This is a genomic window from Pseudomonas sp. BF-RE-21 (assembly GCF_019947305.1).
In the GTDB taxonomy this organism is placed as follows: Bacteria; Pseudomonadota; Gammaproteobacteria; order Pseudomonadales; family Pseudomonadaceae; genus Aquipseudomonas; species Aquipseudomonas migulae.
Genome location: NZ_JAGYGF010000023.1, coordinates 20,000 through 34,021, shown reverse-complemented (window position 1 = coordinate 34,021; position 14,022 = coordinate 20,000). Strand labels below are relative to the sequence as shown.

Below are 14,022 nucleotides of genomic sequence, written 5' to 3'. Positions count from 1 at the left end.
TTACTCCACAAACAAGGTAGCGGGTTGTTCGAGCAAGCCACGAACGGCCTGGATGAATTGCGCCGCGTCCATGCCATCGACCACGCGGTGATCGAAGGAGCTGGAGAGGTTCATCATCTTGCGGATCACGATCTGGCCTTTGAACACCATCGGGCGTTCGACGATTTTGTTGACGCCGACGATCGCCACTTCCGGCAGGTTCAGCACCGGGGTGCTGACGATTCCGCCCAATGCGCCGAGGCTGGTCAGGGTGATGCTCGAGCCGGACAATTCATCGCGGCTGGCCTTGCCGTTACGCGCTGCGTTGGCCAAGCGGGAGATTTCGGCGGCGTTGTCCCACAGGCTGCGGGCTTCGGCGTGACGCACCACGGGCACCATCAAACCAATGTCGGCTTGAGTGGCGATGCCCACATGCACCGCGCCGAGGCGGGTGATGACCTGAGCTTCGTCGTCGTAACGGGCATTGATCTGCGGGAAGTCGCGCAGGGCGACAACCAGGGCGCGGACCAAAAATGGCAACAGGGTCAGCTTGCCACGGGTCGCGCCGTGTTTTTCGTTCAGGTGCGCACGCAGTTCTTCCACGGCCGTGACGTCGATTTCTTCGACATAACTGAAATGGGCGGCGCGCTGAGTGGCGTCCTGCATGCGCTGGGCGATCTTGCGGCGCATGCCGATCACCGGGATCTGTTCTTCGTCGTTACGCTGGGCGTAAGCGGCGGTGGCAGTCGTCGCATTCGACTGACCTTGCGCCAGATAGGCGTCCAGGTCTTCGTGCAGCACGCGACCGGCAGGGCCAGTGCCACGCACCAGGCGCAATTGAATGCCGAGGTCCAGCGCATGTTTGCGCACGGCCGGGGAGGCCAGCGGACGCTCGTCAGCTTCGCGAGCCACCATTGGGCCCTGGCAGACGGCCGCTCGCGGCGCTGCGGCAGGAGCCGGTTTGGTTGCCACAACAGCTTCGACTTTGGGTGCCGGTGCTTCTTTCGCGGCGGCAACCGCAGGCTGGGCCGACTCTTTAACGTTGCCCGCGCCTTCGACTTCAATGCTGATCAGGATGCTGCCAACCGCCATGACTTCGCCGGGCACGCCGCCCAGCGCAATCACCTTGCCGTGCACCGGCGAAGGGATGTCGACCATCGCCTTGTCGGTCATGACATCGGCCAGCACCTGATCTTCGACGACCATGTCGCCGACTTTGACGTGCCACACCGACAGTTCAACTTCTGCAATGCCTTCACCAATGTCCGGCATTTTAATAACGTGCGTGCCCATTCAGACCTCCATAACCCGATGCAAAGCCGCGCCTACTCGGGACGGACCAGGGAAATACGCCCACTCTTGCGCGTGCGGGTAGGGGGTGTCCCAACCGGTGACGCGTTCGATCGGCGCTTCCAGGTAGTGGAAGCAATGCTCTTGCACCAGGGCAGCCAGTTCGGCACCGAAACCGCAGGTGCGGGTCGCTTCGTGAACGATCACGCAGCGGCCGGTTTTCTTTACCGACTTGGTGATGGTTTCCAGGTCCAGCGGCCACAGGCTGCGCAGGTCGATGACTTCAGCGTCGATCCCGGTTTCTTCAGCGGCGACTTGCGACACATAAACGGTGGTGCCGTAAGTCAGGATGGTCACGTCCTTGCCCGGACGGGTGATGGCGGCGACGTCCAGCGGCACGGTGTAGTAACCGTCCGGGACTTGCGCAGCCGGGTGTTTCGACCATGGCGTGACCGGACGTTCGTGGTGACCATCGAACGGGCCGTTGTACAGGCGTTTTGGCTCCAGGAAGATCACCGGGTCATCGTTTTCGATGGAGGCGATCAGCAGGCCCTTGGCGTCGTACGGGTTGGACGGCATCACCGTGCGCAAGCCGCAGACCTGGGTAAACATCGCCTCGATACTCTGGCTGTGCGTCTGGCCACCGTAGATGCCGCCGCCGCAAGGCATGCGCAGGGTCATCGGTGCGGTGAACTCGCCGGCCGAGCGATAACGCAGGCGGGCGGCTTCGGAAATGATCTGGTCCGATGCCGGGTACACGTAGTCGGCGAACTGGATTTCGGCCACCGGACGCAAACCATAGGCGCCCATGCCCACGGCAACACCGACGATGCCGCTTTCGGAGATCGGCGCATCGAACACGCGGGAGGTGCCGTACTTGTTCTGCAAGCCTTCGGTGCAACGGAACACGCCACCGAAGTAGCCAACGTCCTGACCAAACACCACGACGTTGTCGTCACGTTCAAGCATCACATCCATGGCCGAGCGCAGGGCCTGGATCATGGTCATGGTGGTCGTGGTCATGGCGGTTTCCGGTTGAATATTGTTGTTGTGATCGTTCATGTCAGATCCCCAACTCTTGACGCTGGCGCTTCAAGTGCTCCGGCATCTCTTTATAGACGTCTTCGAACATGGTCGCGGCGCTCGGAATCTGGCCGCCGGCTAGGGTGCCGTACTGCTCGGCTTCTTTCTGCGCGGCGATGACTTCGGCTTCCAGTTCGGCGCTGACGGCGACGTGTTCCTCTTCGGACCAGTGACCGATTTTCACCAGGTGCTGCTTCAGGCGCGCAATCGGGTCGCCCAACGGGAAGTGGCTCCAGTCGTCGGCAGGACGGTATTTGGACGGATCATCGGAGGTCGAGTGCGGGCCGGCGCGGTAGGTGACCCATTCGATCATGGTCGGGCCAAGGTTGCGGCGGGCGCGCTCGGCGGCCCAGGCGGAAGCGGCGTAGACCGCGTAGAAATCGTTACCGTCGACGCGCAGGGAGGCGATGCCGCAACCGACGCCACGACCGGCGAATGTAGTGGCTTCACCACCGGCAATTGCCTGGAAGGTGGAGATGGCCCATTGGTTGTTGACCACGTTGAGGATCACCGGCGCGCGGTACACGTGGGCGAAGGTCAGGGCGGTGTGGAAGTCCGACTCGGCAGTGGCGCCGTCGCCGATCCAGGCCGAGGCGATTTTGGTATCACCCTTGATCGCCGAGGCCATGCCCCAGCCGACAGCCTGGACGAATTGGGTGGCGAGGTTGCCGGAAATGGTGAAGAAACCGGCTTCCTTGACCGAGTACATGATCGGCAACTGACGGCCCTTGAGCGGATCGCGCTCGTTGGACAGCAACTGGCAGATCAGGTCCACCAGCGGCACTTCACGTGCCATCAGGATGCTTTGCTGGCGGTAGGTCGGGAAGCACATGTCGTCGATGTTCAAGGCCAGGGCCTGGGCGCTGCCGATGGCTTCTTCGCCAAGGCTTTGCATGTAGAACGACATTTTTTTCTGACGCTGGGCGACCACCATGCGGTTGTCGTAGATCCGCGTCTTGAGCATGGCGCGCATGCCTTTACGCAGGATCTCTACCGGTACGCCTTCGGCCCACGGGCCCAGGGCATTGCCCTGATCGTCGAGCACGCGAATCAGGCCGCGGGCCAGGTCAGCCGTGTCGGCGGGTTCAACGTCGATTGGGGGTTTGCGCACCGTGCCAGCATCGGTCAGATGCAGGTAGGAGAAGTCGGTTTTACAGCCGGGACGGCCCGAGGGTTCAGGGACGTGCAGGCGCAGCGGTTCATACGCTTGGTTCATGGCTTCTACGCTCGATCTTGTGAATTTCTTGTAGTGAGCTGACCGTCATTCCACGTGTTATGGAAATCTTGTCCTACAAACATCATAGGCCCGGCGCAGGAGAATATTTATCTGTGTTTCGTTGCGTTGGTGGTCATTTGAGGTTAAAAAATCTGCATAAACAAAAATAACAGGTGGTTTTTTCTCATGCGCAAATTGGACCGTACCGATATCGGCATTCTCAACAGCCTTCAGGAGAACGCGCGCATCACCAACGCCGACCTCGCACGCTCGGTGAATCTGTCGCCGACACCGTGCTTCAACCGGGTCAAGGCGATGGAAGAATTGGGCCTGATTCGCGAACAAGTGACGCTGTTGGACGCCGACCTGTTGGGGCTGCATGTGAATGTGTTCATTCATGTCAGCCTGGAGAAACAGGTGGAGGAGGCGTTGCAGCATTTCGAGGAAGCGATCTCGGATCGTCCGGAAGTGATGGAGTGCTATTTGATGGCGGGTGATCCGGATTATCTGATCCGGGTGCTGGTGCCGACCATTCAGTCGCTGGAGCGTTTCATGATGGACTTCCTCACCAAAGTGCCCGGTGTGGCGAACATCCGCTCAAGCTTTGCGCTCAAGCAAGTGCGCTATAAAACCGCGCTGCCGCTGCCGGCAAACGGATTGACCCTGACCAATTGACCTGCCCCCCCAAACACCACAAAACCTGTAGGAGCCGGCTTGCTGGCGATGGCGGCGCATCAGCCACCATCATTGTTGCCTGACACACCGTTATCGCCAGCAAGCCGGCTCCTACAGATTTTGTGGTGGGTTCGGGTTGGTGCGGCACCGCGCAATTGTGGGAGCCTGGCTTGCCAGCGATGGCGGCCTCGGAATCGCCATCGCCGGCAAGCCGGCTCCTACAGGATTTTGTGGTGGGGGCGGGTTGGTGCGGCACCGCGCAATTGTAGGAGCCTGGCTTGCCAGCGATGGCGGCTTCGGAATCGCCATCGCCGGCAAGCCGGCTCCTACAGGTTTTGTGGTGGGGGCGGGTTGGTGTGACACCGCGCAATTGTAGGAGCCTGGCTTGCCGGCGATGGCGGCTTCGGGATCGCCAGCAAGAGTCAAAGTTTGTTCAGGGGGATTTTCAGGTAGGTGACGCCGTTTTCTTCGGGCGGTGGCAAATTTCCGGCTCGTACGTTGACCTGAATCGCCGGCAACAACAGCGTCGGCATGCCCAGCCCCGCATCGCGCCGGGTGCGCATGGCGACGAATGCCGCTTCGTCGATGCCGTCATGGATGTGGATGTTGCTCTTGCGCTGCTCGCCCACCGTGGTCTGGCACTGGGGCTTGCGATTTTCAGGCGGATAGTCGTGGCAAACGTAAAGCCGCACGCTGGCCGGAAACGCCAGCAGCTTCTGGATCGAGGCGAACAATTGATTGGCATTCCCGCCGGGAAAGTCGCAGCGCGCGGTGCCGACATCCGGCATGAACAACGTATCGCCCACCAGAATGACGCTGCTGTCGATCAAATAGGCCATGTCCGCCGGCGTGTGACCGGGTACGTGCAACGCCGTGGCCTTGAGGTTGCCGATCATGAACGATTCGTCCGGGGCGAACAGGTGATCAAACTGCGAACCGTCCACGGCAAATTCCGGTTCAAGGTTGAACAGGCCTTTGAACACACCCTGCACCTTGCTGATCGACTGACCAATCGCAATCCTGCCGCCCAGCTCGCGACGCAGATAAGGCGCGGCAGACATATGATCGGCGTGGGCATGGGTTTCCAGCAGCCATTGCACCTGCAACTGATGTTCACCCACGAAGGCGATGATTTTATCGGCCTGGGTGGTGGCGGTGCGCCCGGCGGCCGGGTCGTAGTCGAGCACCGGGTCGACGATTGCACACTGGCTGCCGTCGGCCTCGTAAACGACGTAACTGTAGGTCGATGAGGCGGGGTCGAGGAAGGCTTCAATCAAGGCGGGCATGGTGGCCGTTTCTTTTGGGACAGGAGTTCAGGGTAGTTTCATTTTCCCTGCGCTGACCAGCCCCGATCAATTCAATGCAGGAAAAAAGCTGCGCGGGCTCTATCCTGTCAGTCATCGATACCGGGCGTTCCCGGCTCTTCTCATGGATCACGAGCGTTTTATGTTGCTGGCAAGTTTTTTTGGTGTGGCCATGGGCCTGGTCCTCGGATTGACCGGCGCCGGTGGCGGCATTCTTGCGGTTCCGGCCCTGGTGCTGGGGTTGGGTTTGACCATGACACAAGCGGCCCCCGTTGCATTGTTTGCGGTGGGCAGCGCAGCGGCGGTCGGCGCCGTTGATGGGTTGCGCCATGGCCTGGTGCGTTATCGCGCGGCGTTGCTGATCGCCTTGCTGGGGGCGATTTTTTCCCCGGTCGGCATCTACTTTGCCCATCAACTGCCGGAAAAAATCCTGATGATTCTGTTCAGCCTGCTGATGGTCATGGTGGCTTGGCGGATGCTGCGCCGCGAGCGCCATGAAGAAGGGCCGAGCGATCACGGCCACGCCAACTGGGGCCAGAAAAACTGCATGCTCGATCAACAGACCGGGCGCTTTTCCTGGACCGCCAAATGCACCGCAACCCTGGCGGCACTTGGCGCGGTGACCGGCGTGGTCTCCGGGTTGCTCGGGGTTGGTGGCGGGTTTCTGATTGTCCCGGCGTTCAAGCAACTGACCGATGTGCAGATGCGCGGGATCGTCGCGACGTCCTTGATGGTCATCAGCCTGATTTCTGCCATCGGCGTGATCGGTGCATTTCATGCCGGGGTGCGGATCGATGGTCTGGGGGTGGCGTTCATTGTTGCGAGCGTCATCGGCATGATCGTTGGCCGACAGTTGTGCGCCCGAGTACCGGCCCGGGCCTTGCAGATCGGCTTCGCCAGCCTCTGCGTGGTGGTCGCGGCCTACATGCTGTTCAAGGCCGGCATCTAGGCGTCTTACACCTTAAGTTCCGGGCCCTCGTCGTGGCCCGGTCTTACACCGAACTTGCTGCACTCCACCGGCCACGCCAAAGCACTTCAAAACCACCCCCAAGGCAGCGTATGACGCCGCCGGTCCGCTTTCGATAATCGCCTCCGACATCCAGTCCCCCGCTGCGGAGCGCGTCATGCACAACAATAAGAATTTCAAGCACCGTTACTTGCCAGCCTTCATCGCCAGCCTGTCGACCCTGGGTTTGAGCTCAATGGCCGAAGCCGAAATCATGCTGTACGACAAGGACCAGACCACGTTTTCCACCGATGGCTACATCAACGCCTTCTATGTGAACAGCGACGTCGACCGTGCCGGCGAGCAGTTCGACCGTCGACAGGCACGGGTGAAAATGGGCTTTTTGCCCAACTACCTGGGCTTCAACATGGGCAAGCAGGTCGACGACCTCAAGCTCGGCGCCCGGGCGTCGTTCTGGGTGACCATCAACGACAGCGAAACCAACGGCACCGACACTGCCATCGACGTGCGGCAGTTCTACGGCACGGTGGCCAACCCGGAATGGGGCGAAGTGCTGATCGGCAAGGACTTCGGCCTGTTTGCCCGTTCCAACATTCTGCTCGATGAGTTGCTGGCCGGTTACGGCCAGGTCAGCGACACGCTCGGGTTGGTGGATGGCGGCGGGGTGTCGTTCGGCAACATCGGCAGCGGCTATCCGTACCCGTTCCCGACATCGCAAATCACTTACCGCACCCCGGTGATGGACGGCCTGCGAGTCGCGGTAGGGATCATGGACCCGGTGGACACCAACGACAGCAGCGCGACCGGCAAGGCCTATCAGGAAAACCCGCGCACCGAGAGCGAGATCACCTATCAGTTCGACCTCGCCGGGGCGAAGATTTACAGCTGGGTGAACGGCAGCTACCAGACTTCGGACAACACCGATTCCACGGTGCAGTCCGTGACCTCCAAAGGTTTGGGTTATGGCGTGCAGGCGAAAATGGGCGGTTTGTCGCTGACCGGTTCGGGTTTTCAGGCCAAGGGCATCAACCCGTTCTTCACCAACAACGCCGGCGAACCGACGCTGCGGAATGTCGACAGTGATGGCTACCTGTTGCAGGGCTCGTACAAGCTGGGCAAAAACCGCCTGGCCTTGTCCTACGGCAAGACCAAGGACGACGGCAACGGCGTGGTGGGCAGCGGCGCGGACTATGAAACTCGCGGCATTGCGCTGTTCCATGACGTCAACGACAACCTGAAGCTGGTGGCCGAGTACAACCAGTTCGAAATCAATGGCCACCAAACCAGCGCGCAAAACGAAGACACCGACACCTTCGCGGTGGGGGCGGTGTTGACCTGGTAACCCCGCACGCTACGCAAATCCCCTGTAGGAGCCGGCTTGCCGGCGATGACGGTGTATCAGTCAACATCATTGTCGCCTGACAGTCCGCTATCGCCAGCAAGCTGGCTCCTACAGGTTTCGTGTCATGGCAGAAAACGGCGCGCCGGGCACGGATTTGTAGGAGCCGGCTTGCCGGCGATGACGGACTGTCAGTCACCATCATTGTTGCCTGACCCACCGCCATCGCCAGCAAGCCGGCTCCTACAGGTTTTGTGTCATGGCAGAAAATGGCGCGCCGGGCACGGAATTGTAGGAGCCGGCTTGCCGGCGATAGCGGCGCATCAGTCACCATCATTGTTGCCTGACCCACCGCTATCGCCAGCAAGCTGGCTCCTACAGGTTTTGTGTCATGGCAGAAAACGGCGCGCCGGGCACGGATTTGTAGGAGCCGGCTTGCTGGCGATAGCGGCGCATCAGTCACCATCATTGTTGCCTGACCCTCCGCTATCGCCAGCAAGCTGGCTCCTACAGGTTTTGTGTCATGCAGAAAACGGCGCGCTGGGCGCGGATTTGTAGGAGCCGGCTTGCCGGCGATGACGGACTGTCAGTCACCATCATTGTTGCCTGACCCACCGCTATCGCCAGCAAGCTGGCTCCTACAGGTTTTGTGTGATGGCAGAAAATGGCGCGCCGGGCGCGGATTTGTAGTAGCCGGCTTGCCGGCGATGACGGACTGTAAGTCACCATCATTGTTGCCTGACCCACCGCTATCGCCAGCAAGCCGGCTCCTACAGGTTTTGTGTCATGCAGAAAATGGCGCGCCGGGCGCGGACTTGTAGGAGCCGGCTTGCCGGCGATGACGGACTGTCCGTCACCATCATTGTTGCCTGACCCACCGCCATCGCCAGCAAGCCGGCTCCTACAGGGATTTGCGGTGTTTTGCAGATCCCGTCCGATTCTCATCCCATCGAAGCGCCTGACCGCTACCCAAGTAGCATACGTCGCCGACCGCTGCCTTCGTACACTCCAACCTCACACATGCGCACCTGCGGGAGGCGACGATGCAGCAGGTTCAGAGCGACGGGGTCGTCAGTGCGATGTCCCAGGCGACCGATGCCCAGCAGGTGGCCCAGGAGTTGGCGCGGCAGTTGCTGCATCCGCATTTGGGCTTTGTGCTGTTTTTCTGCTCCGCCGAGTACGACTTGCAGGCGCTGGGCCAGGCCTTGCAACAGAGCTTCGGCGGTATCCGTCTGGTCGGTTGCACCAGCGCCGGTGAAATCACCCCGCTGGGTTACGGGCGCAACTGCGTGACGGCGGTGGGTTTCGACCATCGGCATTTTTCCATCGACGCCGAATTGATCGACGAGATGGAGCGCTTCAGCCTGATCGACGCCCAGCAAATGGTCGAGCGTCTGGTCAGTGGTTGTCGCAGCAACACCCTGGCGCCGATCAAGGGCAACAGCTTCGCCCTGACCTTGCTCGATGGTTTGTCCAGCCGTGAAGAAATGGTGCTCGCGGCGTTGAGCGCGGCGTTGGGTGACATCCCGCATTTCGGTGGCTCGGCCGGCGACGACAATTACCTGACCCACACCCACGTTTACTTCGGCGGCGAGTTCCACAGCGGCGCGGCGGTGGTGGTGCTGGTCAACACCTGGCTCGACTTCGAAGTCTTCACCACCCACCACATCCTGCCGAGAGCGGAAAAACTGGTGGTCACTGGCGCCGACAGCGCCTCGCGCCGGGTCTTCGAACTGAATGCCGAACCGGCCGCCGAGGAGTACGCCCGGCACATCGGCGTGCCCGTGGCTGAACTCGATCATCGGATCTTCGCCGCCCACCCGCTGGCGGTGCGGATCAACGATCAGTATTACGTGCGGGCCATCCAGCAGGTGCACCCGGACTTGAGCCTGAGTTTCTACTGCGCCGTGGAAAACGGCATCGTCCTCACCGTCATGACCCCAGGCCCGATGCTGCCCAATCTGCAAACCCTGTTCGACGGTTTGCAGGAACGCCTCGGTGACCTGTTGTTGACCATCGGCTGCGACTGCTTTCTCAGGCGCCTGGAACTGGAAGACGGCGGCAATCTGGAGCAGATCGGCAGGTTTTTGCGCGACCAGCGGGTGATGGGTTTCAACACCTACGGAGAACAGTTCAATGGCATGCACATCAACCAGACCTTCACCGGGGTTGCCATTGCCCGAGGCCGCTCCCCTGGACATCGCTGAGCTTGCGGCTCAAGTCGCCAGCCTGCGGCACGAAAACCACAAATTGCAGCGCATCAATGCTGCGCTGATCGAACGGATCGAGTCCGGCATCACCCGCGGCAACGACCCGTACGCGGCGTTCCAGCATTCGGTGGTGCTGGCCGAACAGGTGCGTGAGCGCACCGATGCCTTGAACCAGGCCATGGCTGAACTGAAATCAGGCAATCACTTGCTCAGCGAAGCGCGTCTGCGTGCGGAAACCGCACATCAACACCTGATCGACGCCATCGAGAGCATTTCCGACGCCTTTGTATTGTTCGACGCAGAGCAGCGGATCGTGCTGTTCAACAGCCGCTTCAAGGCGTTCTGGGGTAACAGCCGGGTGCGAATCAACGCCGGCATGCGCCTGGCCGAGGTCAAGCGACTGATGCTGTCCACCGGTCTGTTCACCGAAGAACCGCGCGGGCAGGCCGACGAGAACCTGCTGTTCCGCTTGCAGGACGGTCGCTGGCTGCAAGTCAGCGAACGGCCGACCCAGGAAGGCGGGCGGGTGATCCTGTTTACCGACATCACCGACGTCAAACTCAGTGAAACCGTGCGTCGCGAGCAGGCCGTGGCGCAGAAATCGCATTTGTTGCAACGGGCCGTGGACAACCTGTCCCAAGGCGTAGCGATGGTCAACGCCGAGGGCATTCTGGAGTTGTGGAACCGACGCTTCCTTGAACTCAGCGGCCTGGCGCCGGTTGCGGCGCATCGACCGTTCGCCGAAGTGATCGCCGACAGCGAGTTGAACCTGTTGACCCCGGCCAGCCGCGACGGCAACGGGCGCCCGGTGCAGGAATGCGAGCAGCGACTGTACGATGGCCGAGTCCTGGAAATCCGCACGCATCCGTTGCCCACCGGCGGCTTCGTCAACACTTTCACCGACATCACCGAGCGCTACCAGCACGCCGAAGCGCTGAGCGAAAGCGAGCGCTGGATTCGCCTGATCACCGACCACGTTCCGGCGTTGATCGCCTACCTCAATGCCGACCTGGTCTACGAATTCACCAACAAGGTCTACGAAGAATGGTACTGCTGGCCACGCGGCGTGATGCTCGGGCAGAGCCTGCGCGAAGTGCACAGCGAGCAGCATTACCAGCGCCTGGAAGCCTATGTGGCACGGGCGTTGGCCGGTGAGAGCGTGACGTTCGAGTTCGCCGAAACCAATATCAACAACCAGGAGCGCTACATGCTGCGCTCCTACGTGCCCAATCGGTTGGTAACCGGCGAAGTGGTGGGGATTTTCGTGTTGATCCGCGACATCACCGAGCGCCGCCGCACGGCCGAGGCGTTGCACCAGGCCTATCAGAACCTCGAACTGCGGGTGCGCGAACGCACGGCGGAACTGACGACCCTCAATGACCAGTTGCTGCGCGAGATCGACGAACGTCGGCGGGTAGAATCACGCCTGCGCGAGGCCAAGCTCGAAGCCGAGCAGGCCAACCTGTCGAAGACCAAGTTTCTTGCCGCCGTCAGCCACGATTTGCTGCAACCGCTGAACGCCGCGCGCCTGTTTACCAGCGCCTTGCTCGAACGCCGGGAGCCGCTGGCCAACGAGATTCTGGTGCGCAACGTCAGCAATTCCCTGGAAGACGTGGAGAATCTGCTCGGTACGCTGGTCGACATTTCCAAACTCGATGCCGGGGTGATCAAGGCCGACATTGCGCCGTTCGCCTTGAGCGAGTTGCTGGAAAACCTCGCCGCCGAGTACACCCAAGTCGCACGCAGCGAAGGGCTTGAGCTGCATTTCATCGGGTGTTCGGCGCTGGTGCGCAGCGACATTCAATTGCTTGCGCGGATCCTGCGCAACCTGTTGAGCAACGCGATTCGCTACACCTACAGCGGCCGCGTGGTGCTCGGTTGCCGGCGGCATCATCAGCGGCTGTCGATCGAGGTCTGGGACAGCGGCATGGGCATCGCCGAAAACCGTCTGGAAGAGATTTTCCAGGAGTTCAAACGCGGTGATGTGCAACGTCCGGATCAGGATCGCGGGTTGGGGCTGGGGCTGGCAATCGTCGAGAAAATTGCCGGGATTCTCGGGCACCGCATTCACGTGCGTTCGTGGCCGGGCAAAGGCTCGGTGTTTTCCGTCGAGGTGCCGTTGAGCGCGACGGCACCCAAGGCACTGCCGAGCCTGTTGATGAGCGAGCCGATGCTCGAACGCCTGCGCGGTGCGCGGGTATGGGTGCTGGATAACGATGCGGCGATCTGCGCCGGCATGCGCACCTTGCTCGAAGGGTGGGGTTGTCTGGTGGTGACGGCGCTGTCGGAACAGGATTTGGCGCGGCAAGTGGACAATTATCACGCCGAGGCGGATTTGCTGATTGCCGATTACCACCTGGATGACGATCAGAACGGCGTGGATGCCGTGGCGCGGATCAACGCCCGGCGCGGCTCAGCCATTCCGGCGATGATGATCACCGCCAATTACAGCAATGAACTCAAATTGCAGATTCGAGAGCTGGGGCACACCTTGATGCATAAGCCGGTGCGGCCGATGAAACTGAAGACGGCGATGAGTCATTTGCTCGGCCGGCCTTGAGATTTTTGTTGATGTTGAGGGCCTCATCGCCAGCAAGCCGGCTCCTACAAGGGATCGCGTTGTTCCTGTAGGAGCCGGCTTGCTGGCGATGGGCGCGACGCGGTCTCAACGTCGTAGATAAGAGCCGAAATCAATATCCCCGGCACTCAGGATCGCCTGCACCCGATTGTGCACGTTGAGTTTGCGCAAGATCGCCGAAACGTGGGCCTTGACCGTGGTTTCAGCGATTTCCAGGGTGTAGGCGATCTGTTTGTTCGACTCGCCTTTGGTCATGCGCTCCAGCACCAGCAACTGTTTGCGGGTCAGGGCCTGGAGCAGTTCCGGCGGGAAGCTCGGGGTGTCGTTCATCCGGCGGTGGGTGCCGCTTTTCTGCGTGCGGATGATGTCCGGCGGCAGGTAGACGTTGCCATTGAGAATCTGCTGGATCGCGTCGGTCATCTGCACCCGTGGCGAGGACTTGGTGATGAAACCCACCGCGCCATAGGTGATGGCTTGCAGCACGATCTGCTTGTCCTGTTCCGCCGAGACGATCACCACTGGAATGGTCGGTGCCTCGTTGCGCAGATTGATCAGGCCATTGAGGCCGTGCATGCCGGGCATGTTCAGGTCGAGCAGGATCAGGTCCAGGTCGTCGTGGTCCTGAGTCAGCGCCAGGGCGCTGTCGAGGTCGGCGGTTTCCATGACCTCGCTGCCCGGGAATCCATCGCTGATGACGTTATGAATGGCTTCGCGAAACAGCGGGTGATCGTCGGCAATCAGAATTTTGTACATAGCCTTTCACCTCATTATTTTGATTATGGTGTGGCAACAACACGCACGCGTAAAGGTCAGGGAAAAGGTTCGGGCAGGGCGGGTGTCACGGGCAGGTTCGCCGCTTGCCAGGCATCCAGGCCATCGCGATACCAATACAGAGTCTTATAGCCCATGGCGGCGGCGCGTTTGACCGCATTCCAGCTCAACCAGCAATCGGACCGGCAGTAAAAGACCAGCGGTTGTCGGGGATCGCCGGCGGTGAATTTTTGCAGATTGCGTGTGAAGTAATCCTGCCAGTCGGGTGTCAGGTCGCCGTCGCCGGTGTTGGCCAGCCAGTGGCTGCCGGGCAGGTTTTCGTGGGGCTGGTCTTCGATGAAACGCCCTTGCAGCCATTGGCGGCGATAGACATCGATCAACACTGGGCGAGGCGTCTGGGTGAGCAGGGTTTGCAGGGCGGCGGTGTCGATGATGGCGGCCCCCTCGGCCTGATTCGGCGTGGGGCTGCGGTACAGGCCGATGCGGTAGCCATCAGCAGAGAACAGCGGTGTTTCGGCGTGTGCGACGCCCAGCAACAGGCTCAGCGATAACACAGCGAGGGAAGGGCGCAGCAGAACACGTCGGGCACGCGGCATGGGTTCAGTCCTTA

Annotated in this window: 11 protein-coding genes; 5 read left to right on the top strand and 6 right to left on the bottom strand. The window is 61.0% G+C overall.

The features are described 5' to 3' along the window. The 3 genes from KGB25_RS16690 to KGB25_RS16680 are packed head-to-tail and all read right to left on the bottom strand — an operon-like array spanning position 1 to position 3,568. Positions 1–1,272, bottom strand: a complete 1,272-nt coding sequence (locus KGB25_RS16690) for a dihydrolipoamide acetyltransferase family protein (RefSeq protein WP_223435898.1) — start codon at positions 1,270–1,272, stop codon at positions 1–3. Continuing rightward, positions 1,273–2,331, bottom strand: coding sequence for an alpha-ketoacid dehydrogenase subunit beta (locus KGB25_RS16685; protein ID WP_008034069.1), 1,059 nt, complete (start codon positions 2,329–2,331; stop codon positions 1,273–1,275). A 1-nt stretch (position 2,332) separates the two neighbouring features. Further along, the gene (locus KGB25_RS16680) at positions 2,333–3,568 is read right to left on the bottom strand and encodes a 3-methyl-2-oxobutanoate dehydrogenase (2-methylpropanoyl-transferring) subunit alpha (protein ID WP_008034068.1); all 1,236 of its coding nucleotides are present in this window, start codon (positions 3,566–3,568) and stop codon (positions 2,333–2,335) included. A gap of 186 nt (positions 3,569–3,754) precedes the next feature. Between KGB25_RS16680 and bkdR the strand changes: the two genes are divergently transcribed. After that, entirely contained in the window at positions 3,755–4,243 is a 489-nt protein-coding gene (bkdR, locus tag KGB25_RS16675; RefSeq protein ID WP_008034067.1) for a Bkd operon transcriptional regulator BkdR, read from the top strand. Between the two features lie 422 nt (positions 4,244–4,665). On the opposite strand, the gene KGB25_RS16670 is transcribed toward bkdR, so the two are convergent. Continuing rightward, complete coding sequence (locus tag KGB25_RS16670) at positions 4,666–5,529, bottom strand: MBL fold metallo-hydrolase (protein ID WP_008034066.1); 864 nt, start codon at positions 5,527–5,529, stop codon at positions 4,666–4,668. A gap of 160 nt (positions 5,530–5,689) precedes the next feature. Here KGB25_RS16670 and KGB25_RS16665 point away from each other — a divergent pair, with 160 nt between their 5' ends. The 4 genes from KGB25_RS16665 (at position 5,690) to nahK (ending at position 12,623) form a co-directional block, all read left to right on the top strand. Continuing rightward, positions 5,690–6,496 carry a sulfite exporter TauE/SafE family protein gene (locus KGB25_RS16665; RefSeq protein WP_008034065.1) on the top strand — a complete coding sequence of 269 codons (807 nt, stop codon included), beginning with the start codon at positions 5,690–5,692 and terminating at the stop codon, positions 6,494–6,496. Between the two features lie 175 nt (positions 6,497–6,671). Beyond that, a complete protein-coding gene (locus KGB25_RS16660) occupies positions 6,672–7,856 on the top strand; it encodes a porin (RefSeq protein ID WP_192227431.1) in 1,185 nt (394 codons plus the stop codon). Positions 7,857–8,896: 1,040 nt separating this feature from the next. Next, a complete protein-coding gene (gene nosP, locus KGB25_RS16655) occupies positions 8,897–10,060 on the top strand; it encodes a nitric oxide-sensing protein NosP (RefSeq protein WP_008024902.1) in 1,164 nt (387 codons plus the stop codon). Beyond that, complete coding sequence (nahK, locus tag KGB25_RS16650) at positions 9,990–12,623, top strand: hybrid sensor histidine kinase/response regulator NahK/ErcS' (RefSeq protein ID WP_162130703.1); 2,634 nt, start codon at positions 9,990–9,992, stop codon at positions 12,621–12,623. The genes nosP and nahK overlap by 71 nt, the downstream gene beginning before the upstream one ends. Before the next feature lie 105 nt (positions 12,624–12,728). Here the strand turns inward: nahK and KGB25_RS16645 are convergent, their stop codons facing one another. Together KGB25_RS16645 and KGB25_RS16640 are read right to left on the bottom strand one after the other, a co-directional pair. Continuing rightward, the gene (locus KGB25_RS16645; protein WP_008024898.1) at positions 12,729–13,394 is read right to left on the bottom strand and encodes a response regulator transcription factor; all 666 of its coding nucleotides are present in this window, start codon (positions 13,392–13,394) and stop codon (positions 12,729–12,731) included. 56 nt (positions 13,395–13,450) lie between these two features. Beyond that, a complete protein-coding gene (locus tag KGB25_RS16640) occupies positions 13,451–14,008 on the bottom strand; it encodes a PQQ-dependent catabolism-associated CXXCW motif protein (RefSeq protein ID WP_223435896.1) in 558 nt (185 codons plus the stop codon). Positions 14,009–14,022: the final 14 nt, after the last annotated feature.